The following is a 22,744-nucleotide window of genomic DNA, read 5'->3' as shown; positions in this document are numbered from 1 at the left end:
TTTGAAACTAGTTCAGAATGACACAATCATTGGTGTAATTTTTGTATTTTTCTGTCTAGTATGAAATATTTAGTTTATTTCTTTTTTCTGTTTAGTCTTTCTGCATTTGCTCAAGATAAAGTACAGGTACAAATCAAGGATTCTACCACAATAAAGGCAAAGTCCATTTTTGGTGTAGACACTTTTGGTACGTTATACTATGCTACAGACAATAATACCTTCAATAAAAAAATGAAAGACACAATTATTACATATGCTAATTTTCAACTTGGCGAGATTACAACTGCAAATACCTTCAACCCATTAAAAATTAATCTTTTTTATAAGGATTTTAATACCATAATTATTTTAGATAATCGCTTGGCCGAAATTTTCAAGGTAGACTTCAACACACTTCAAAACTATAAGAATGTTAGCTTTGTATCAACAGGCTACGACAATACACTTTGGATTTTTAATCAAGATTTACAACAGCTAGAGCTATATGATTATAAAGCCAATAACATCAAATTAAGAACAGTACCTGTACAATCTGAAGTTTTAGATTTAAAGAGCGACTATAATAATTGCTACATGCTTACCGAAAAGTATCTTTATATCTATAATTATTTTGGGAGTTTAATTGCAAAACATCCTAATAACGGTTATGAAACCATGGCTTTTAGCAAAGCCCATTTGGTTTTAAAAAAAGAAGACAATCTGTTTTTATTATCTAAAGACAGTGACAAAATAAAACCTATTGAGCAACCAAATTTGTTAATAAGTCAGTTTTTGGTAACCAATGAAACCTTGTATATTTACCACGACGAAATTCTACGTCAATACCAACTTAAACTACAATAAATTATGCATTTTGCCATTGCTGGAAACATAGGAGCAGGAAAGACTACTTTGACTAAAATGTTAGCTAAACATTATAAGTGGGAAGCCCAATTAGAAGATGTTGTAGACAATCCATACTTGGATGATTTTTATAATCAAATGGAACGTTGGAGTTTCAACTTGCAGGTATATTTCTTAAACAGTAGGTTTCGTCAGATTAGTCAGATTCAAAATAGTGGCAAAGACATTATACAAGATCGAACTATCTATGAAGATGCGCATATTTTTGCACCAAACCTGCATGCTATGGGTTTAATGACCAATCGTGATTTTGAGAATTACTCGTCATTATTTGAATTGATGGAATCCTTCGTTAAAGGTCCTGATTTATTGATTTATCTTAGAAGTTCTATCCCTAATTTGGTAGCTCAGATTCATAAACGTGGTCGTGATTACGAAAACACCATTAGTATTGACTACCTAAGCCGACTGAATGAACGCTATGAGGCTTGGATTACGACATACGATAAGGGCAACTTGTTAATTATAGATGTTGACAATTTGGACTTTGTTGCCAATCCTGAAGATTTAGGTGGTATTATTAATAGGATTGATGCAGAAATTAACGGTTTATTTTAAGCAATAAACCCATGTTTTTTTGCATGCTCAATGGCTTGAATACTACTTTCGACTAATAAAACTTCTGTTGTTTTGAAATTATCCACAAGAGATTTTACTCTAATCATTTTCTTTTTGTGTTTAACACTGCGTAAATAAATAGCTAAAATTCTGTCGGGAAATTCTTCAGCTATTTCCATATAGATATCTGGGTCTTGTTCACCACTATCACCAATTAGTATAAATGGTAAATTAGGATAGGTTTTTAATAAGTTCAGAATTTCTTTTTGCTTTTGAGGCTTTTCATCTTGAGACTTTTTCCTAAGTAGATTACTAAAATTCCTTAGTAATATAGGCCCTTTAGGAAAGTTATGTTGTTTTAGAAACAACTCAAGGTAGCGGTAGAGATTCCATGGACTGTGACTTACATAGAAAATAGGATTGGCATTTTTACCTGATACTCCTCTATGCAGCCTATGATAAAAATCTGCTGCACCTTCAAGAGGAATCCTATTTTTAGCATGTTTAAATACTGAATTATAAATAACTTTCCATTTTAAAGTACTGACAACACCTGTATGAATTATAGTATCATCAATATCACTGGCAACACCAAATTGTGAATTACTAGAAGGTATCAGTATTTCTCCTGGAAATCTATTTTCATTTTGAATAGTTCTCTTGATGTTGACATCGTTGTAAGACAATTCAAAAGGTAACCAACCTTCGTCATTAGTAAGTTTAGATAGCTCAGATAAATTAGCTTCAACTTTATAATAACCATCTCTATCTGTTTGCCCTTTTAAAATATTTCCATTTGGTAATTTTATATTGACACCAACGTTTTTAATTTCATCAGTCTCAAAACGTTTCCATGTATTAACAATGAGATGCCAAGTATTTTGATTTTCAAGATTAATAGACTCATCTTCTAAAGCTCTTCCACGTGCATAGAAATGGATATCTGTGCCATAACCCTGAAATGCAATGATTTGTAGTGGATCTTTTTTTAACATCTATTAATCTTAATACGTAAAAATAAAAAAACCACGCTGTTTAGCGTGGTTTTAATAATTAGTTATTAAAAATTTATTCTTTTGTAATATTTACTTCTTCAATAATTTTCTCAATTTCTTTAGCTTCACTTTTAATAGTTGCTTCAAAAGCTTTTAATTCTTTTTTTACTTCAGCTTCAGTACCTTCAAAAATAATAACTTCAGATACTTTTTCACCATTCTTAATAGTGGAATAGTTTACTGTAGCTTTAGCCATATCTTTAGACTCAACCGTCATTTCTATTGATACTTCATCCTCATTGTTAGCCAAACCTTCTTCAGATGAATGACCACCTAAAATTGGTGCTATTACTAAACCTACCAAACATGTTAATTTAATTAATATGTTCATTGAAGGACCAGAGGTGTCTTTAAAAGGATCACCAACAGTATCACCAGTTACTGCCGCTTGGTGAGGAGGTGAAGGTTTGTCTTCTTTATGCTTATAGAACGTTTCTCCATTAATTTCTACACCAGCTTCAAATGATTTTTTAGCATTATCCCACGCACCACCAGCATTATTTTGGAAAATAGCCCACATTACACCAGACACACAAACTCCAGCCATATAACCACCTAAAACTTCTGCTCCAAGTAAAAAGTTATCGTTAACTAATGCCGTGCCAATTCCCATTACAACCGGAGTTACTATAGTGATAAGACCTGGGATAACCATTTCTTTTAAAGCTGCTTTTGTTGAAATATCCACACATTTCCCATACTCTGGTGTACCTGTACCTTCCATAATTCCAGGTATTTCTCTGAACTGCCTTCTTACTTCTTCAACCATTTGTCCTGCTGCTTTACCAACAGACTCCATGGCTAAGGCAGAAAAAATTACAGGAATCATTCCACCAATAAACAATGCTGCTAACACCGGTGCTTTAAAAATATTGATGCCGTCAATACCTGTAAACGTTACATAAGCAGCAAATAAAGCTAATGCTGTTAAAGCTGCAGATGCAATAGCAAATCCTTTGCCTACTGCTGCTGTTGTGTTCCCAACTGAATCCAAAATATCCGTACGCTCACGAACGTGAGGTTCTAATTCACTCATTTCTGCTACACCTCCTGCATTGTCAGCAATAGGCCCAAATGCATCAATGGCCAACTGCATTGCTGTAGTAGCCATCATTGCTGAAGCTGCTAAAGCCACACCATAGAATCCTGCTAATACATAAGCACTCCATATTGCTACTGCAAAAAGGATTACAGATAAGAAAGTAGATTTCATTCCAACTGCTAAACCAGAAATAATATTAGTAGCGGCACCAGTAGATGAATTCTTAACGATTTTTAAAACCGGTGTTTTACCCAAACTTGTATAATAAGCTGTTACCATAGAAATCAAAGCGCCTACAGCCAAACCAATAGTAGCTGCATAAAACACATGTCTAGAAGGAATTGTCTTAATACCCTCACCAAAAAAGTTCATTTCCATAGTCATTGGCAACATCCAACGGATTAAAAACCAAGAAGCTACCCAAGTAATTCCTATAGAAACCCAGTTACCTGTATCTAATGCTTTTTGAACAACTGACTCCTTAGCATCATTGCTAGAAATGCGCACTAAGAATGTACCCAAAATAGAAGCTAAAATACCTACACCAGCAATAACTAAAGGTAAAAGAATTGGCCCCATATTATTAAAGGCATCAGTAAATTGCGTTGTAGCAGACATGTCTCTTATCACATAGTTACCAAGCACCATAGCAGCTAAAACCGTAGCCACATAAGACCCAAATAAATCAGCTCCCATACCTGCAACATCACCAACATTATCACCAACGTTATCAGCAATAGTAGCTGGGTTACGTGGATCATCTTCTGGAATCCCAGCTTCTACTTTACCTACCAAATCAGCTCCTACATCAGCAGCTTTTGTGTAGATTCCTCCACCAACTCTTGCAAATAAAGCTATACACTCAGCACCTAAAGAGAATCCTGCTAAGGCTTCAAGAGCAACTGTCATTTCATCATAAAAAGCACCTTCGCCAGTGACAAACATTTTAAGGAATATAAAAAAGAACAAACTAATTCCTAATACAGCAAGTCCTGCTACACCTAGCCCCATCACAGTTCCACCACCAAAAGATACTTTTAAGGCATGAGGTAAGCTCGTTTTTGCAGCCTCAGCTGTTCTAGCATTGGCATCAGTAGCTATACGCATACCTATGTTTCCTGCAAGACCAGAAAAAACCGCACCAAAAATAAAAGCAACTATTATAATCCAATGTGTTGTTGGCACTATATAAGACACTATTCCAAGCGCCACTGCCGCCATTACTACAAAAATTAGTAGTAATCGATATTCTGCAGCCAAAAACGCTAAAGCTCCTTCTTTAATTGATTTAGAAATGCTTTGCATTTTTTCATCACCTGCAGGTTGTTTTTTTACCCAAGACATTTTAACGAACATAAAAAGCAATCCTATAATTGCCAATGCCATTGGTACATAAATTATGTTTGATTCCATATTATTTTATTATGATTAGTTATTCGCTTTTAAAACTGGGCAAAAGTAGTAAATTAATGTTAATAGAGAAACCCTTTTATCGTGAATATAAAAGGGTTTCTCTATTTCTATCCATAAGTAATCTATATCATAAAATCACCGTTAGTCTTGTGATGACTATGATTATACCTATCAATACACTTTTTAACAATATCGGTTGCCTCTTTTGCATCCCCCCAACCTCCTACATCAACTTTTTTCTTTTCTAAGTCTTTATATACTTGAAAAAAGTGTGTTATTTCATCCAAACGATGCGGATTAAGATCGCTAATATCTTCCTTTAAGCTCCAAATTGGATCTGAAACAGGAACACAAACAACTTTTTCATCAGGACCTTTTTCATCAGCCATATGGAACACACCTATAGGCTTTACCTCCATTACACACATTGGAAATGTTGGCTCGTGTCCTAAAACTAATACGTCTAAAGGGTCTCCATCTAGTGCCAATGTTTTTGGAACAAAACCATAATCTCCAGGATACATCATTGAAGAAAATAGCATTCTGTCGAAACGGATTTTCTTCAATTCAAAATCATATTCATACTTGTTACGGCTCCCTTTAGGGATTTCTATTAAAACGTCAAAAGTTAGTGCATTGTTTGCTTCCATGGAAAATTTTTAAAGACTGCAAATATAACCCAAGACTAAGGTATTGCAAAACGTCGTGATTAAATTATATCTTAAAAATAGAAACCAAAACTACCCGTTACACCAAAACGTCTTGCATCAGGATTATCTAAATAATTACCTCTAAAGTTGAAATCAATTCTTAGAATCTTAAAAATATTTGCTACACCAAAACTATATTCATAATACATACGGGTATCAGGTGCTACTAAAGGAAATTCCAGTGGGTTCCCTGTTGTACTTAAAACAATGTTTTCATCAGATAGTTCACCCCAAACACCTCGTAATCCAACTATAGCCCTAAGATTGTATTTCTTTAAAAAAGGAATCCTCGAAAACAAGCGACCATTAAAATTGTGTTCTAAATGCACAGAAGTATAAGTATCGGTTACAAACTCATAAAAGTCGAGTTGTGAGAATGTATTATAGATTGAAAAATACGTTTGATTACCTGGTACAACACTTAGTAGACCTAAAGGTACTTCTCCAAAAGTTTTACCAGCTTCAATTGACGTTATCAAACGACCAAATCCACCAACTTGCCATGGTTGAATATATGAGAATTGTACTTTTGTATAATCAAAATCGCTATCAAACCAATCGCGATCTCCACGGGTAACTTGTGCAAAAAGTCTAGCAAAATTATCATTCTTCTCTTTACGTTCCACACCAAAACCGGTCATCTGTCGTTTAGGAAAATAGGACAATGCCAATCTACTTTCAAACTGTTTGATTTCCGAGGAAATTCCTGTTGAAGATTCAGGGTCATTATAATCTAAACTAAATGTCTCTGATGCAGACCTCAAAGATCTGAAACTTCCATCTAAACGAATTTCAAAATTCCTTAAGGGTTCTATTGAAAATCCCAGATTGGTTAAATTAATATTGGTTAGTTTATCATTAGCACCAGCTGTAAAAACAGCACTAGAGGCCAAACTTCTACCCAGAACATCTGTAGAGCTTGTTAAACTTGCGCCAATCTGCTCAACATCTCGTCTATTTCCTCCAAAAATTGTAAACCGACTCCTTTTGTCAAGCAACCATTTACCTGATATACCATACTTAAATTTATCGTCCCTAAAACCATAAGCCAAAAATCCTTCTAGCCTCCACAAATCATTTGGCCCAAAGTAGGTACGACCTCCCGTACGAAGTCTTAAACCTTCGACCTCATTAAAACCAAATGTTGAGAAAATAGGACCATAATCGAAATTAATGCTCGGGAATTCTATATAACCCGAAGCTAGAATGCTCCCGAGATTATAGAGTCTTTTAAACTTCTTTACTGTTCTTAAAGTATCTAACATTTTGTAGACACCTTTTTCATCTTTATTTAGTGCTTCTAATCTGTTCTTTTCCCAGAACTCATCTTCTCGGTTGTATACATCTTCATCATAACTGTAAACTACCTTCTCATAGAATTTTTCATCTTTTGGCTCATTGAACTTATAGTTATCATAAAGCGTTGTTCGTTTTCCATAAACACCTCGTGACTTTTCTTTCTTGTTCAATGCAAAATCTGACAAGAAATAATCTCTTTTTATTAAGAACACCGAATCATTTAAAACTTCGAACTCCTGTTCTATATATATTTCCTTTACCCAGTTGATGTTTGCACTTTTAGATGCTTGAAGGTTAATTTCCTTTATTGCATAAGTAGAATCGTTAACCCAAAAATCTCCTTTAAAAGTGAGTTCATTTTTTCGTCTTGGATAGTAAATGATATTATAACACCATTTGTTATCTATAAATGCACTATCCGAGAGGACATAATTATATGTCTGAATACCTGTGCGGCTTAAAGGACTTACAAAACTCTTATCGAAGAACTTCAAATAATTATTATAGATATTGTAATCTGAATATAAATCGTCAATAAAATCTATTATGACTTGATTGTTGCTAAAACCTGAGTTTTTATTTCCTACTAAATCCTCTCGTTTCTTATTGAGAATATTATCACCATATACTTTCTTTACTGATTCGTTTAAGAAAATAGGCAAATAGGTTTTACCAGTTACTGATGAAGTGTCTACTTCTTCAAAAACAAACTCCATACCTTTAAATAATTTACTCTTTATAAGAGCACTATCTATTGTATTTAAATCAAACTCTACTTTTTCGTATTGATTATACTCGTACTGTTTGAATTGACTAAGTCCATTTTGTCTTTTGCGCTCCCAAATCTTTTTTAGAATGCGTATTGCAGGATTTTCAGAGGCTTTTTTAGATTGCTTTCCACTAACTACAACAACTTCTTTTAGCGATTCCGCCTCTTCTTTAAGCACAAATCTTAAATCGTAATTCACCCTTTTTGTAAGTGGGTATTCCAAAACCTCATATCCAACAAAAGAAACCATCAGCGCTTCCCAAGTCTCATCAGACTCTAAATAGAATCTACCATCCTCATTTGTAATTGTACCTTCTGTAGATCCCTTGAAAATAACATTGGCAAATGGAATTGGCTCATCATTAACATCAAATACATAGCCGCTCACCTTTGTTTGGGCAAAAGCAGAGGTTAATGTGATAAATATAAGGGCTGCAAGTAGTTTTAACTTCATATCCAAAAATAAACTTCATTAACGACCATGCTAAATCCTTAATTGCGGTCGTTAATGAAGTTTATTAAACGCAGAAAACTGCGATTTATTTATTTATACATTACTTTTTTTACAGCTTTTATAACGTCATTACTATTAGGTAACCACTCTTCTAAAAGCACTGGTGAATATGGTGCAGGTGTATCTGCTGTATTAATTTTTACAACTGGTGCATCTAAATAATCAAAAGCTTCAGACTGTACTAAATATGTGATTTCAGTAGCTACATTTCCAAATGGCCAAGCTTCTTCCAAAACCACAAGTCTATTGGTTTTTTTAACGGACTCAACAATCGCTTTTCTATCCATAGGACGGACAGTGCGCAAATCTATAATTTCACAAGAAATACCTTCCTTTTCTAATTCATCTGCTGCTATATATGCTTCCTTAATAATTTTGCCGAAAGACACTATAGTAACATCTGTTCCTTCTCTTTTAATATCTGCAACACCTAGAGGAATAGTGTACTCACCTTCTGGCACTTCGCCTTTATCGCCATACATCTGCTCACTTTCCATAAAAATTACTGGATCATCATCTCTAATTGCAGACTTTAAAAGTCCTTTGGCGTCATAAGGATTTGAAGGAACTACAACTTTAAGACCTGGTGTGTTGGCAAACCAACTCTCAAACGCTTGAGAGTGAGTTGCTGCTAACTGACCAGCAGATGCTGTTGGGCCTCTAAATACAATAGGACATTTAAATTGCCCACCAGACATTTGTCTAATTTTTGCAGCGTTATTTATAATTTGATCAATTCCAACTAAAGAGAAGTTAAACGTCATGTACTCTACAATAGGGCGGTTTCCCGTCATTGTAGAACCTATGGCAACACCTGCAAAACCAAGCTCAGCTATTGGTGTGTCTATAACTCGCTTTGGTCCAAACTCATCTAACATTCCTTTTGATGCCTTGTACGCACCATTATATTCAGCCACTTCCTCACCCATAAGATAAATGCTCTCATCTCTACGCATTTCTTCACTCATGGCTTCTGCAATAGCTTCTCTAAATTGAATTGTCTTCATTGTTTTGTTTTTAAACGAAGAACAAAAATAGCAATAAATGAAAAATTAAGTAAATCAAATTTCTTTAAAATTTACTATGCATGCATAGTAAATATTCGAAATAAAATATTTACCTTCGTAACCGCAATTTTTTAAGGCCTAATAATCAATAAAATTGTAAAAATTTGAAGTTTTACTAACATTTAACGAAATCGTTTTAGTAGAATTTCGCATTATAAAAAAGTAAACTTAAATAACATATAAGCATGAAGATTTTAGTATGTATCAGCCATGTACCTGATACGACTTCCAAAATTAATTTTACAGATGGAGATACCAAATTCGATACCAATGGTGTTCAGTTTGTAATTAATCCTAATGACGAATTTGGTTTAACAAGAGCTATGTGGTTTAAAGAAAAACAAGGCGCTAGTGTTGATGTTGTAAATGTAGGTGGTGCGGAAACCGAACCAACATTGAGAAAAGCCTTAGCAATTGGTGCCGACACAGCCATTAGAGTTAATACCCAACCTACTGATGGTTTTACTGTTGCTAAACAATTGGCAAAAGTTGTTAAAGATGGTAGTTACGATTTAGTCATAGCAGGAAGAGAATCAATTGATTATAATGGAGGTATGGTACCAGGCATGTTAGCCGCAATGACAGATGCCAATTTCGTAGCCAACTGTATAGGGTTAGAAATTGATGGTAGTAGCGCAAAAGCGGTGAGAGAGATTGATGGTGGTAAAGAAACTGTAAGCACTTCATTACCGTTAGTCGTTGCTGGACAAAAAGGTATTGTTGAAGAAAGTGATCTTCGCATACCTAACATGAGAGGTATAATGATGGCGCGTCAAAAACCTTTAACTGTTATTGAGCCTATCGAAGCTAATGCGGAGACTACAACAGCTAGTTTCGAAAAACCTGCACCTAAGGGAGCGGTTAAGTTAGTAGATGCCGATAATATTGATGAGTTAGTAAATCTACTTCACAACGAAGCTAAAGTCATTTAAAAAAAGGAATTATGTCAATTTTAGTATATACAGAATCAGAAAACGGGAAATTTAAGAAAGCAGCTTTAGAGGTCGTGTCTTACGCAAAAGCTGTTGCAGATCAAATGGGTACAACAGTAACTGCTGTAGCTATTAATGCAGAGAATAGTGATAGTTTAGGTGTTTACGGAGCTTCTAAAGTTTTATCTGTGAAAAATGAAGCATTAAGCAAATTTAACGCAAAAAAACATGCTGCTGTTATTGAACAAGCAGCTAAAAACGAAGGTGCAAAAGTGGTGGTTTTAAGCTCTAGTGCTAATAGTAAATATTTAGCCCCTTTGTTAGCAGTTGGCTTAGATGCGGGTTATGTTTCCAATGTGGTTGAAGCTCCATCTAATACTTCACCTTTTACGGTGAAGCGAACGGCTTTTACAAATAAAGCTTTTGCAAACACAGAAATAAATACAGATGTGAAGATCGTTGGCTTGTCCAATAACTCTTTCGGAATTGTTGAAGTTAGCGGTAATGTCTCAGTTGAGGATTTTTCACCTTCAATACCAGATTCTGGTGTTAGTGTTGAGTCTATAGACAAAGCAGCAGATAAAGTAAGTATAGCAGATGCAGAAATTGTAGTATCAGGTGGTAGAGGTCTAAAAGGCCCAGAAAATTGGGGAATGATAGAAGAATTAGCAGATGTTTTAGGTGCTGCAACAGCATGTTCTAAGCCAGTATCTGACCTTGGTTGGAGACCACATGGTGAGCATGTTGGACAAACAGGTAAACCTGTGGCATCAAACTTATATATTGCGGTTGGTATTTCTGGAGCTATTCAGCATTTGGCAGGTATTAATGCTTCTAAAGTAAAAGTTGTTATCAATACAGATCCTGAAGCTCCTTTCTTTAAAGCTGCTGATTATGGAGTTGTTGGAGATGCTTTCGAAGTAGTGCCAAAACTCATTGAAAAATTAAAAGCTTTTAAAGCTCAAAACGCATAATTTTATTACCTTGTAATATTAAAGGACTGTTTAAATTTAGATTTTCTTAATAGTTTTACGTTTTGTCGAAAGTATTTAGAAAAATATCCAATTCTGCATTTTGCAGTTGGTAAAGTCCAAATTTAAACAGTTCTTTGTGTTTTAAAATTCATGAGTTTAGTTCGTTTAAATATAAAAGGTATTTCCTACAGCCAAACACAAAATGGCGCGTATGCCTTAATACTTAATGAAGTTGATGGTGACAGAAAACTTCCTATTGTTATAGGTGCTTTTGAAGCCCAGTCTATTGCTATTGCCTTAGAAAAAGAAATTCGTCCTCCAAGACCATTGACCCACGATTTATTCAAAAATTTTGCAGATAGATTTGATATTGTTGTGAAGCAAGTTATCATTCATAAATTAGTTGACGGTGTCTTCTACTCTAGTCTTATTTGCGAGCGCGATAAAATTGAAGAAATCATTGATGCCAGAACCAGTGATGCCATTGCTTTAGCACTCCGCTTTCAAGCACCAATATTTACTTATAAAAATATTTTAGACAAAGCCGGTATTTACCTTAAAGTAAATCCTAAGAAAGAGGATGAAGAACAAGACAGCATACTTGTAGATGAATTTATTGCTGAAGAAATTGAAAATGCAGTTGCTGACCAAGAAGGCTATAAAGATAAATCTTTAGAAGAGCTAAACAGTCTTTTAGAAGAAGCCGTAAATAATGAGGATTATGAAAAGGCAGCAAAAATAAGAGACGAAATTTCTAAGCGTTAACTAATACTTCTTTCTATGAAATGCCTCTTAACAAATTTTTCAAACCAACAGAAAATTATATACTAGGCATTACGTCTGACCATTAATAAAAAATATCTATAGATGAATCATTTTTTCAAAGCCCTTATCGCTATTTTTATTGGAGTTTCATCGATTACAGCGCAAGAGCTAGAAACCTCATTAAATGATTCCACTTATATAAGCATTGAAGAAGAATCACCAATACAAATAGGTGATATAGAAGATCCCAAAATTAAGAGTTGGCAATTACTTAAAAATACTGTTTATGAAAACTATCCTGATAGTATATCAGGGAGTGTTGAGTTCATCAAAGGGAGAGAATTCTTGATGCTTAATGAAAATGGCGAATATGTTTCAATCTTAAACAACACTTTTAACAAAGGTATTTGGCTTCAAAACAACAATCTTTTAGTATTCAAGCAAAAAGTACCTACAACAGTTGACATTTACTTTGAGATCATAAAACAGGAAGACTCTGTTTTTAAAATAAAGAAAGATAAAAATGTACTCACATACATTTCAGAAAAGCATCCTCAGTATGTGGCAAAAGAGGCTTCTAATGATACAATTATTGAAAGTGAGGGATTTACTTTTAACAGTTTATGGAGAGGTGCCTTGGGAATGGTTTCTCTTATATTCATAGCTTTTTTGTTTAGTAGTAACCGTAAAGCTATTAACTGGAAAACTGTAGGCATAGGCTTAGCTTTTCAATTACTTATTGCTATTGGTGTGCTAAAAGTTGATTTTATTAAAAATGGATTTGAAGCAGTAGGGCAAGTTTTTATAAATATTTTAGATTTCACAAGAGCAGGTAGCGAATTTTTATTTAGTGGAGTTATGGATGTAAATTCTTATGGCTTCATATTCGCATTTCAGGTGCTACCAACTATCTTGTTCTTTTCGGCACTAACATCGGTTTTATTTTATCTAGGAATCATACAAAAAGTAGTTAAAGCATTTGGGTGGTTACTTACCAAACTTCTTAAAATTTCGGGTGCAGAAAGCTTAAGTGTTGCCGGAAACATTTTCTTAGGTCAGACAGAAGCTCCGTTATTAATTAAAGCTTATTTAGAAAAAATGAATAAGTCTGAAATCCTTTTGGTAATGGTTGGTGGAATGGCAACCGTTGCTGGAGCTGTATTAGCGGCTTATATTGGATTTTTAGGCGGTGACGATCCTGCAATGCGATTGGTCTATGCCAAGCATTTGCTAGCTGCATCAGTTATGGCAGCTCCAGGTGCTGTTGTCATTTCAAAAATTTTATTCCCTCAAACAGAGAATATCAATACTGACGTAAAAGTATCTCAGGAAAAAATTGGTGCTAATTTATTAGATGCTATTGCCAACGGAACTACCGAAGGATTAAAACTAGCCGTAAATGTTGGTGCAATGCTATTGGTGTTTGTTGCTTTTATTGCTATGCTTAATGGTATTCTCGGTTGGGTTGGTGATGTAACTTCACTAAATACATGGATGGCAGCTAATACCCCTTATCAAAGCTTTTCCTTAGAAGCCATACTAGGAACCGTTTTTGCACCTTTAATGTGGCTTATTGGAGTAGCAAAAGAAGACATGATGATGATGGGACAACTTTTAGGCATTAAACTGGCAGCAAGTGAATTTGTAGGTTATATTTAGCTAGCTGACTTAAAAAATGTTACCAACGCTACTCACCTAAATTATAATAAGTCCGTTATTATGGCGACCTATATGCTATGTGGATTTGCCAATTTTGCATCTATAGGAATTCAAATTGGCGGTATTGGATCATTAGCACCTGGACAAAGAAAGCAGTTATCTAAATTTGGTATGAAAGCCCTGATAGGTGGTACAATTGCCTCTTTAATCTCAGCTACAATTGCGGGAATGATCATTGGATAATTTCAGTTAATAACTTTTTATATATTATGAAGCTTCAAATCAATGGTTTTGAAGCTTTTTTTTATTTTCGTTTTTGCATAAGTTATATGTATATAATTTGTTAGTAAAGTATAATTAAATGAGATTCCTGCTTTTGCAGGAAGTGAGCATGAAACAATACCATGATTTAGTAAAGTACGTTTTAGAAAACGGAAATGAAAAAGGAGATAGAACAGGTACAGGCACCAAAAGTGTTTTTGGTTATCAAATGCGTTTTGATTTGAGTGAAGGATTTCCTATGGTCACTACCAAAAAACTACATCTTAAATCTATAATCTACGAATTGCTTTGGTTTCTAAAAGGAGATACTAACATTAACTATTTAACCGAAAACGGGGTTAGAATCTGGAACGAATGGGCAGATGAAAACGGTAACCTCGGACCAGTTTACGGACATCAATGGCGTAATTGGGCAAGTGAAGAAATTGACCAGATTAAGGAAGTAGTACAAAGCCTAAAAACCAATCCAAATAGCAGAAGAATGTTGGTTTCTGCATGGAATCCTGCGGTATTACCAGATACCTCTAAGTCCTTCTCAGAAAATGTAGCTAATGGTAAGGCAGCTTTACCACCTTGCCACGCATTTTTTCAATTTTATGTTGCAAACGGAAAATTATCTTGTCAATTATACCAGCGTAGTGCTGATATCTTTTTAGGTGTGCCTTTTAATATTGCTTCTTATGCTTTGTTTACTATGATGATGGCACAGGTTTGTGGTTACCAACCAGGAGAATTTATTCACACATTTGGTGATGCTCACATATACAACAATCACCTTGAGCAATTAGAATTACAACTATCTAGAGATATTAGGCCATTACCAAAAATGATTCTTAATCCTGAGGTTAAGAACATCTTCGATTTTAAATTCGAAGATTTTACACTTGTAGATTACAACCCTCATCCTCATATTAAAGGTGTTGTTGCCGTATAATTCTATGAGATTTTTCGTTTTATTTTTTGCGTTTTTGTTTTGCGCATTTTCTTTTAGTCAGGAAAAAACAGACAATGAAACAACGTTAGATACAGTTTCCAAAAACAGTAACTCTTTTAAGATTATTGAGAATATACCAATCTACAAAGGCTGCGAGAATGAAAAGGATAATATAAACAAGAAAAAATGTGCGTCTCTAAAGATTGCTGAATTATTTAAAAAACACTTTAACACTAAACTTCCTGAAGATTCTAATATACCTTCAGGTGAAGTTAAGATTTTTCTGCGCTTTTCTGTTGATATTGATGGTTCCATAGTTGATAGTATTGCAGAAGCACCAAACAAATATCTAGAAAATGAAGCTTTACGTGTCTTAACACTGATCCCTAAATTTAAACCTGGCTACCTTAGGGATGAACCTATAAAAGTGCCCTTCTCACTGCCGCTCATCGTGATAGTTGAAAACGGCAATTATAATGATGAAAATTTCACTTACCCTTTATTTAGAGGTTGTGATAAAGACCTTAGCAACGAGGAACTAAAAAAATGTTCTAAAGAAAAAATCACAAACTTTATAAAAATGAGTTATGATTTGGATGTAGCTGAGGCAGCCTTACCTCTTGATAAATCTACCCAATTTCAGCTAAATTTCATTATCAATAAAAACGGAAAAGTAGAACAGGTAAATGCTAAGGCCAATCATCGAGCAATTGCTATAGAAGCTATTAAAGTTGCTAAACGTCTCCCTAAGTTCAAGAAACCCGGAACTAAAAATGGTAAAGCTGTAGAAATACCTTTCAGCTTATTAATGACGATTTACTTCAATGAGCATTAAATAAAAAAGCGCCTCAAAATGAGACGCTTTTTCCTCTAATCTTATAGGTTATTATAAGTTTAATACACCATTTTCAGCACCTGCAAAGTCATTCCATGCATAAGCATCTGCTTGCTCATCGTTGATATAAGTTTTACCATCAACAACATATCTAAACTCGTAAGAGTTATCGCTCTCTAAATCTAAAGTACCTTTAAAGGTACCATTCTTTAATTTCGTTAATTCTGTAGCTTCAGTATTCCACTCGTTAAAGCTTCCAACAACTGCTACACTTTTTGCCTCCTCTGCAGGAACAGAAAATGTTACCTTACAAACTGGCTTACTTTTTAAATACTGTTTTTTAATTGCCATAATTATAGTTTTAAATAATGGGTCAAAAGTATAAAAGAAAAAAGCAGAAATTATAGTTTAATTCACTTTAAATGAAAGAATTATCATTTTGATAAAATAAGCTTTACTTTTTGATAAACTATGCAATTTTTTAATGTAAAAAGTATGAGATTTACAAGAAATAAAATTACTTCTTAACACCTGATAATCAACGACATCGTTTTCGAAAATAACAAAAATAGATTCCAATAAATTACCTACAACGTTTTAGTGAAAAAGAAGTATCTTTATAGGATAATTTTAGGATTATGTTCGGAAAGAAAAAACAAGTTTCAACAATAGATAAAGACCAATTAGAACTCATTGAAAATGCCCAAAAACGAATTAGGCAAAAAAAGCGTTTATACATTCATTTTGTGATTTTTCTTATTGGTGCCGTTTTCTTAATCATAGCAAATACAGTTCTTGGTATTGGTAAGGATTTTACAATTGCTGGCATTAATTGGTTTGTATATGCCATACTGCTTTGGTTATTTTTATTTGTTTACCATTTTGTAAACGTATTTATCACCAATAAGTTTATGGGTAAGGATTGGGAAAAACAACAGTTAGACAAGCTCGTTAGCCAACAACAAAAGCGTATAGATAAATTAAAAGAAGGATTCTTAAAGGAAGAGCGAAAAATTGCACAATCACAAGCTTATAACGAAACACATTCAGAAACTAAGCCCGAAGAAAAAAAAAACTCCAGTGAGTTAACTATCATTGTAGCTGCTGGCGAAGACAATGCTATTGGCAAGGATAATGAACTTATTTGGCATCTTAGTGATGATCTAAAGCGTTTTAAAAAATTAACTTCTGGTCATCATATCATCATGGGACGTAAAACTTTTGAAAGTTTCCCAAAACCATTACCTAACCGCACACATATTGTTATTACAAGGCAAAACAACTATAAAGTACCAGAAGGTGTCATAGTTGTGAATAATCTTGAAGATGCCTTAGACGCTGCCAGAAAAGACAATCAACCTTATATTATTGGTGGTGGTGAAATCTATAAACAATCTATAAACCTAGCTGATAAACTAGAACTAACTCGAGTACATGCTACGTTTGAAGGTGCTGATACTTTTTTCCCAGAAGTAGATTTAAACAAATGGAAAGAAATTTCTAAAACTACTCATGATGCAGATGAGGATCATAACTATGCATTTTCGTTTATTACTTATGAGAGAAGATAAATATTCCTATTTTTGCAGCACTAAAATTTAGTCACATGAATGCATACGTATTTCCAGGTCAAGGTGCTCAATTTTCAGGAATGGGTTTAGACCTTTATGAAAATTCGCCTTTAGCTCAAGAACTTTTTGAAAAAGCTAACGATATACTTGGTTTTTCCATTACTGACATTATGTTTGAAGGCTCAGATGAAGACTTAAAACAAACCAAGGTTACACAACCAGCTATTTTTTTACACTCCGTAATTTTAGCCAAAACTCTAGGTGATAGTTTTAGACCAGATATGGTTGCCGGGCACTCTCTTGGGGAATTTTCTGCTTTAGTTGCTGCTGGTGCATTAACATTTGAAGATGGTTTAAAATTGGTGTCTCAACGTGCCCAAGCTATGCAAAAGGCCTGTGAATTACAGCCAAGTACAATGGCAGCCGTTTTAGGTTTAGATGATGACGTTGTAGAAAAAGTATGCGAAAATATAGAAGGTGTTGTGGTTGCTGCCAATTACAACTGCCCTGGTCAATTAGTTATTTCTGGTGAAATTGAAGCTGTAAATAAAGCTTGTGAAGCACTTAAAGAAGAAGGTGCCAAACGTGCTTTGGTTTTACCTGTTGGTGGTGCCTTTCACTCTCCAATGATGGAGCCTGCAAGAGAAGAACTAGCAGCTGCGATTGAAAACACAACCTTTAGCAAGCCTAATTGTCCTATTTATCAAAATGTAACAGCTTCTGCCGTTACCGATGAAAATGAAATAAAAGCTAATTTAATATCTCAATTAACTGCTCCTGTACGTTGGACACAGTCTGTACAACAAATGATTGCTGATGGTGCCACACACTTTACAGAGGTGGGACCTGGCAAGGTTTTACAAGGTTTAGTAAAGAAAATAAACAGAGAAGCCGAGACATCTTCCGCTACTTTTGAAACTAACATTTAATTCTTTCAGTTTTGAATAGAAATATTTTTATTGTACTCCTCATAGCTTTTAATATTACTATAGATCAAATTTCAAAAGTCATCGTTAGAGCAAATATTGAGATTAAGGAAGTCATAGAATTAATTGGCAATAAATTTATCCTGACGAATGTCTATAATGAAGGAGCATTTCTTGGTATGGGTAGTGACATGAACAAAACCTTAAAAACTATTTTTTTATTGATTTTGCCAACAATAGTTTTGGGTTATGTTATTTACTATATTATAAAGACCAAGGAATTAGATCGTCTAAGCCTTATTGCATTTTGCTGCATTATTGGTGGTGGTATTGCTAATGTTTTTGATAGAATTGTATTTGGTAAGGTCACCGATTTCTTTTTCATTGATTTAGGTGGAGTTTTTAAAACTGGTATTTTTAATGTAGCTGATATTTCTGTAACAGCAGGTATGATAATGTTACTGTTCAGTGGTATATTCAATAAAAAGAAAGAAGAAAAATAAAAACTCCCTAACGTGCTAGTTGGCAATCTTCACAATCTTTGACCTCTCCGTAGTAGGTTTCGCGATATTTATGAAGTGTTTTGTAAGGAATACTAAGGAATTGCTTTTTGATGTAGGTGACTTTAGTATTTAGTACACCCATCTTTTTTGAGAATCTTCCTTCTTGTTTTGTTTCTCTTTTAACGCTTATCAGTTTCATGGAAATCAATTATCATTAAATACAAAACAACAAAGATTGAATTGCAATCCCAAGAAAAAAATGTTAATTCCTAGTTAAGTCTTTTTATGATTATCACATTGAAAATCAGATACTAAATTCATTAAAGTATTTTCAATGATATAGACACAGTATTAATAGTTTAATAATTAAAAAAGCACCTAGAATAGAGTTAGTTTTTATAAACAATACCCTCTTTCATCACAAAAACCACATTTTCCATTGTTGAGATATCTGTTGTAGGGTCCTCATTTACAGCAATAATATCAGCAATAAAACCTTCTTTAATTCTACCTAGTTGATCTTCCACTTTAAGAATCATGGCATTGGTAACCGTAGCACTCTGAATAGTTTCCATAGCTGGCATACCTGCCTCAACCATGTAACCAAACTCTTTTCCATTTTCACCATGGTAAAATACCGCTGCATCTGTACCAAAGGCGATACCAACACCAGCTTTATAGGCTCTAGCAAACATATCTTGAATTTTTGGACCAATATCTAGAGCTTTAGGCACCACAACATCTGGATAGTATCCTGGTATTTTAGCTTTATCCGATACAAACTTACCTGCAGTAATCGTAGGCACCAGATAAACATCATACTTTTTCATAAGCTCCATAGTCTCTGCACTCATCAGCGTGCCGTGCTCTATAGTTTTTACACCGCCTAAAATGGCACGTTGCATACCTTCGTCACCATGTGCGTGTGCTGCTACATGAAATCCGTAATCTTTTGCCGTTTCACATATAGCTTTTATTTCTTCAATAGTAAATTGTGGATTTTGTCCACTTTTAGCTACACTTAGTACACCTCCTGTTGCAGTTATCTTTATTAAGTCAGCTCCATTTTTATAACGCTGTCTTACTGCTTTTTTTGCGTCATCCACTCCATTTACTACACCTTCTTTTGGCCCTGGATTTCCAATTAAATCTCGTTTTGCGCCATTTGTAGGATCTGCATGTCCACCTGTTGTGGCCAAAGCTTTTTCCGCAGTAAAAATTCTTGGTCCTTTTACTTTTCCTGAGTTTATAGCGTTTCTTAAAGATACATTAACACCTGTACCTCCTAAATCTCTAACGGTTGTAAAACCATTCATTAATGTAACTTCAGCATAATGAACTGAATTAAAAGCAATATCTGCATCATTCAACGTGTAATCTTCGAGATAGGATTTAGGATTGGTTTCACTTTCTATATGCACATGCATGTCAATAAGACCTGGCATTACAGTTTTAGACTTTAAATCTATTACAATAGCCTCACTATTATCAGGGTTTTTATAACCTTTTTCCACAGAAATTATCTTGTTTCCTGAAACAACAATGGTTTGCTCAGTAAGCACTTTTCCTGATTCGGTATCTATTAATTTTCCGCAATGCAAATAGGTATTTTGTGCAGCTAAAACAATTGAAAATACGAATGCTAAAATACTGAGTAGAGTTTTCATGTCTGAAAAATTTATTTATTTCTAATTTTTTGCTCCCATTTCCAAGCCGAAGCCATGGCCTCGTCTAAAGTAAGCTCTGTTTTCCAACCTAAAACATTGTTGGCCATGGTGGTTTCTGCATAGGCAGCAACAACATCTCCTTCTCTTCTATCTACTATTTGATATTTTAGCTTTTCTCCAGAAACTTTATCGAATGATTGGATGACTTCTAGTACAGAACTGCCTTTTCCAGTACCTAAGTTGAAAACCTCATAGTTAGAGAGATTTTTACCTTTTATTAATCGTTGCAATGCAACCACATGAGCTTTAGCCAAATCTACAACATGGATATAATCTCTAATACAAGTACCATCTGGTGTAGGATAATCACCACCAAAAACAGACAATTGCTCTCGCAAACCAATTGCAGTTTGTGTAATGTATGGTACCAGATTTTGAGGTACTCCGATTGGTAATTCGCCAATTTCTGCAGAAGGATGTGCACCAATAGGATTAAAGTAACGCAAGGCTATACTCTTTAGGTTTGAATTTACTCTACAAGTATCTCTAATAATTTCTTCGCCTATTTGTTTTGTATTACCGTAAGGGGATTCTGCTGGTTTTACAGGAGCATTTTCAGTAATTGGCAGCTCATCTGCCTGACCATACACCGTACAAGACGAACTAAAAATGAAGTTCTGTTTTTCTAACTTGGTTAGCTCTTGAAGTATGTAAACTAATGTTCCAATATTATTTTCATAATACATTAAAGGCTCCTTAACACTTTCTCCTACAGCTTTGTTAGCTGCAAAATGAATAACGCCAGCTATATCGTTGTGGGCTTCAAAAAAATGAGTAACATCGGCCTTGACCCTAAGGTCTAACTTTTCAAAATGAGGTTTTACACCAGAAATGTTTGTAATACCATCTAAAACATCAATTGAGGAATTGCTCAAATTATCAATGACAACCACTTCAAAACCTTCATTTTGAAGCTCTACCACTGTGTGAGAACCAATAAAACCAAGTCCGCCAGTTACTAATACTTTCATGTGTTATTATTTATTGTTTTTCAATGGGCACTCGGAACATCCTGCCATCATTTTCGCTGTTTGATTTAAGATTGATTATGGATGTTTCATCCTTTAGTTATTGTTTATAAAATTTAGAACGGTTGTGGTAATAAACTCAATTTGTTCATCATCCAACTCGGTATGCATTGGTAAAGAAATGACAGACTGCACCAATTGGTTAGTTACTTTAAAATCTTCTTCTTTATAACGCTCATCTTTATAGGCTTTTTGTTTATGAAGAGGAATTGGATAATATACTCCACAAGGAATGTTATTTTCTTGTAAATGGGCTACCAAAGCATCTCTATCTACATCTTTTAGGTTCAATGTATATTGATGGAACACATGGCAATCGCAGGTATTGCAAATACCTTCGCAAGATGTTCTACCTGACGGTGTAGTAATTTTTGGATGATCCTTAAAAGCTTCTGTATATTTTCTTGCCGCATGTCGCCTTGCTTCATTATAATTATCTAAATGTGGTAATTTGGCATCTAATACTGCTGCTTGTATAGAATCCAATCGAGAGTTTACACCAACAACATCGTGATGATAACGTTTATACATACCGTGGTTTACAATACCTCTAATAATATGTGCTAAATCATCATCATTGGTAAAAATGGCACCACCATCACCATAGCAACCTAAATTTTTTGAAGGAAAGAACGATGTAGAAGCGACATGACCAATAGCTCCTGTTTTAGTCTTAGTTGCGTCTTTATGTGTATAATTTGCCCCTATACCTTGCGCATTATCTTCTATAACATAGAGGTCGTGTTTATTAGCCAAATCCATAATGGCATCCATATCTGCAGCTAAACCAAACAGATGAACTGGTACAATTGCTTTAGTTTTTGGAGTAATGGCTTTTTCAATAGCTGCAATGTCTATATTAAAAGTGATAGGATCTACATCTACTAAAACCGGAGTTAATTGTAGCAAAGCAATAACCTCTACAGTAGCCGCAAACGTAAAATCTGCAGTTATAACCTCATCACCTGGTTTTAAACCTAAACCCATCATAGCAATTTGTAGTGCGTCCGTACCGTTAGCACAAGGGATAACGTGTTTGACACCAAGGTAATCTTCTAAGTTTTTTTGGAATTGATGAACTTTTGGCCCATTTATAAACGCTGCACTTTCTATAATATCCTGAATTGAAGGATCTACAACATTCTTTATTTTTGCATATTGACTCTGAAGGTCAACCATTTGTATTTTTTTCATTCCGTGAAGGATTATAATAAATTTTGAAATGCATTTCTAAAATGCTCTAGGCGAAAATACAAAATTGTAACCGCTAAGCCAATG

The 22,744-nt window shown here is 34.4% G+C and carries 20 protein-coding genes and 1 pseudogene; 11 read left to right on the top strand and 10 right to left on the bottom strand.

Annotated features, from left to right (window positions below):
* Positions 1-60: 60 nt before the first annotated feature.
* Complete coding sequence (locus ACPX19_RS07190) at positions 61-843, top strand: hypothetical protein (RefSeq protein WP_426432386.1); 783 nt, start codon at positions 61-63, stop codon at positions 841-843.
* Positions 844-846: 3 nt separating this feature from the next.
* The gene (locus ACPX19_RS07185; protein ID WP_426432385.1) at positions 847-1,461 is read left to right on the top strand and encodes a deoxynucleoside kinase; all 615 of its coding nucleotides are present in this window, start codon (positions 847-849) and stop codon (positions 1,459-1,461) included.
* On the opposite strand, the gene ACPX19_RS07180 is transcribed toward ACPX19_RS07185, so the two are convergent.
* From ACPX19_RS07180 to ACPX19_RS07160, 5 genes are all read right to left on the bottom strand, one after another.
* On the bottom strand, positions 1,458-2,456 hold the full coding sequence (locus ACPX19_RS07180; protein ID WP_426432384.1) for an App1 family protein: 999 nt from the start codon (positions 2,454-2,456) through the stop codon (positions 1,458-1,460). The two genes, ACPX19_RS07185 and ACPX19_RS07180, sit on opposite strands and share 4 nt — an antisense overlap.
* Positions 2,457-2,529: 73 nt before the next feature.
* A complete protein-coding gene (locus ACPX19_RS07175; protein WP_426432383.1) occupies positions 2,530-4,971 on the bottom strand; it encodes a sodium-translocating pyrophosphatase in 2,442 nt (813 codons plus the stop codon).
* A 122-nt stretch (positions 4,972-5,093) separates the two neighbouring features.
* The gene (locus tag ACPX19_RS07170) at positions 5,094-5,621 is read right to left on the bottom strand and encodes an inorganic diphosphatase (RefSeq protein ID WP_426432382.1); all 528 of its coding nucleotides are present in this window, start codon (positions 5,619-5,621) and stop codon (positions 5,094-5,096) included.
* Positions 5,622-5,692: 71 nt separating this feature from the next.
* Positions 5,693-8,203: a DUF5686 family protein gene (locus tag ACPX19_RS07165; RefSeq protein ID WP_426432381.1), complete on the bottom strand. Its 2,511-nt coding sequence runs from the start codon at positions 8,201-8,203 to the stop codon at positions 5,693-5,695.
* 89 nt (positions 8,204-8,292) lie between these two features.
* Positions 8,293-9,270 (bottom strand): pyruvate dehydrogenase complex E1 component subunit beta, encoded by a 978-nt coding sequence (locus ACPX19_RS07160; RefSeq protein WP_426432380.1) that lies wholly within the window; start codon positions 9,268-9,270, stop codon positions 8,293-8,295.
* A gap of 245 nt (positions 9,271-9,515) precedes the next feature.
* Here ACPX19_RS07160 and ACPX19_RS07155 point away from each other — a divergent pair, with 245 nt between their 5' ends.
* The 6 genes and pseudogenes from ACPX19_RS07155 to ACPX19_RS07130 all read left to right on the top strand — a co-directional run bounded on the left by ACPX19_RS07155 (position 9,516) and on the right by ACPX19_RS07130 (position 15,711).
* Complete coding sequence (locus ACPX19_RS07155) at positions 9,516-10,262, top strand: electron transfer flavoprotein subunit beta/FixA family protein (protein WP_426432378.1); 747 nt, start codon at positions 9,516-9,518, stop codon at positions 10,260-10,262.
* An 11-nt stretch (positions 10,263-10,273) separates the two neighbouring features.
* The gene (locus ACPX19_RS07150; RefSeq protein ID WP_426432377.1) at positions 10,274-11,236 is read left to right on the top strand and encodes an electron transfer flavoprotein subunit alpha/FixB family protein; all 963 of its coding nucleotides are present in this window, start codon (positions 10,274-10,276) and stop codon (positions 11,234-11,236) included.
* 150 nt (positions 11,237-11,386) lie between these two features.
* Positions 11,387-12,001, top strand: a complete 615-nt coding sequence (locus ACPX19_RS07145; protein WP_426432376.1) for a bifunctional nuclease domain-containing protein — start codon at positions 11,387-11,389, stop codon at positions 11,999-12,001.
* Between the two features lie 348 nt (positions 12,002-12,349).
* Positions 12,350-13,903: pseudogene (locus tag ACPX19_RS07140) on the top strand (NupC/NupG family nucleoside CNT transporter).
* A 148-nt stretch (positions 13,904-14,051) separates the two neighbouring features.
* Positions 14,052-14,876, top strand: a complete 825-nt coding sequence (locus ACPX19_RS07135) for a thymidylate synthase (protein WP_426432442.1) — start codon at positions 14,052-14,054, stop codon at positions 14,874-14,876.
* 4 nt (positions 14,877-14,880) lie between these two features.
* The gene (locus ACPX19_RS07130) at positions 14,881-15,711 is read left to right on the top strand and encodes an energy transducer TonB (RefSeq protein WP_426432375.1); all 831 of its coding nucleotides are present in this window, start codon (positions 14,881-14,883) and stop codon (positions 15,709-15,711) included.
* A 51-nt stretch (positions 15,712-15,762) separates the two neighbouring features.
* Here ACPX19_RS07130 and ACPX19_RS07125 read toward each other — a convergent pair whose 3' ends face one another.
* Entirely contained in the window at positions 15,763-16,062 is a 300-nt protein-coding gene (locus tag ACPX19_RS07125; RefSeq protein ID WP_426432374.1) for an isoamylase early set domain-containing protein, read from the bottom strand.
* A gap of 287 nt (positions 16,063-16,349) precedes the next feature.
* On the opposite strand from ACPX19_RS07125, the gene ACPX19_RS07120 reads away from it, so the two are divergent.
* Genes ACPX19_RS07120 through lspA form a run of 3 tightly spaced genes read left to right on the top strand, consistent with a single transcriptional unit; the run spans position 16,350 to position 18,711 of the window.
* Entirely contained in the window at positions 16,350-17,282 is a 933-nt protein-coding gene (locus ACPX19_RS07120; RefSeq protein WP_426432373.1) for a dihydrofolate reductase, read from the top strand.
* 35 nt (positions 17,283-17,317) lie between these two features.
* Positions 17,318-18,211 (top strand): ACP S-malonyltransferase, encoded by an 894-nt coding sequence (gene fabD / locus ACPX19_RS07115; protein ID WP_426432372.1) that lies wholly within the window; start codon positions 17,318-17,320, stop codon positions 18,209-18,211.
* A gap of 11 nt (positions 18,212-18,222) precedes the next feature.
* Complete coding sequence (lspA, locus tag ACPX19_RS07110) at positions 18,223-18,711, top strand: signal peptidase II (protein ID WP_426432371.1); 489 nt, start codon at positions 18,223-18,225, stop codon at positions 18,709-18,711.
* Between the two features lie 7 nt (positions 18,712-18,718).
* Here lspA and ACPX19_RS07105 read toward each other — a convergent pair whose 3' ends face one another.
* From ACPX19_RS07105 to ACPX19_RS07090, 4 genes are all read right to left on the bottom strand, one after another.
* Complete coding sequence (locus tag ACPX19_RS07105) at positions 18,719-18,910, bottom strand: hypothetical protein (protein WP_426432369.1); 192 nt, start codon at positions 18,908-18,910, stop codon at positions 18,719-18,721.
* A gap of 190 nt (positions 18,911-19,100) precedes the next feature.
* On the bottom strand, positions 19,101-20,378 hold the full coding sequence (locus tag ACPX19_RS07100) for an amidohydrolase family protein (RefSeq protein WP_426432367.1): 1,278 nt from the start codon (positions 20,376-20,378) through the stop codon (positions 19,101-19,103).
* Between the two features lie 11 nt (positions 20,379-20,389).
* Positions 20,390-21,409 carry a UDP-glucose 4-epimerase GalE gene (gene galE / locus ACPX19_RS07095; RefSeq protein WP_426432366.1) on the bottom strand — a complete coding sequence of 340 codons (1,020 nt, stop codon included), beginning with the start codon at positions 21,407-21,409 and terminating at the stop codon, positions 20,390-20,392.
* 93 nt (positions 21,410-21,502) lie between these two features.
* Positions 21,503-22,660 (bottom strand): DegT/DnrJ/EryC1/StrS family aminotransferase, encoded by a 1,158-nt coding sequence (locus ACPX19_RS07090; RefSeq protein WP_426432364.1) that lies wholly within the window; start codon positions 22,658-22,660, stop codon positions 21,503-21,505.
* Between the last annotated feature and the right edge of the window lie 84 nt (positions 22,661-22,744).

Source organism: Winogradskyella sp. HB-48, assembly GCF_049942685.1.
GTDB lineage: Bacteria > Bacteroidota > Bacteroidia > Flavobacteriales > Flavobacteriaceae > Winogradskyella.
The sequence above is the reverse complement of the archived record's forward strand: the minus strand, read 5'-3'. Positions and strand labels throughout refer to the sequence as shown.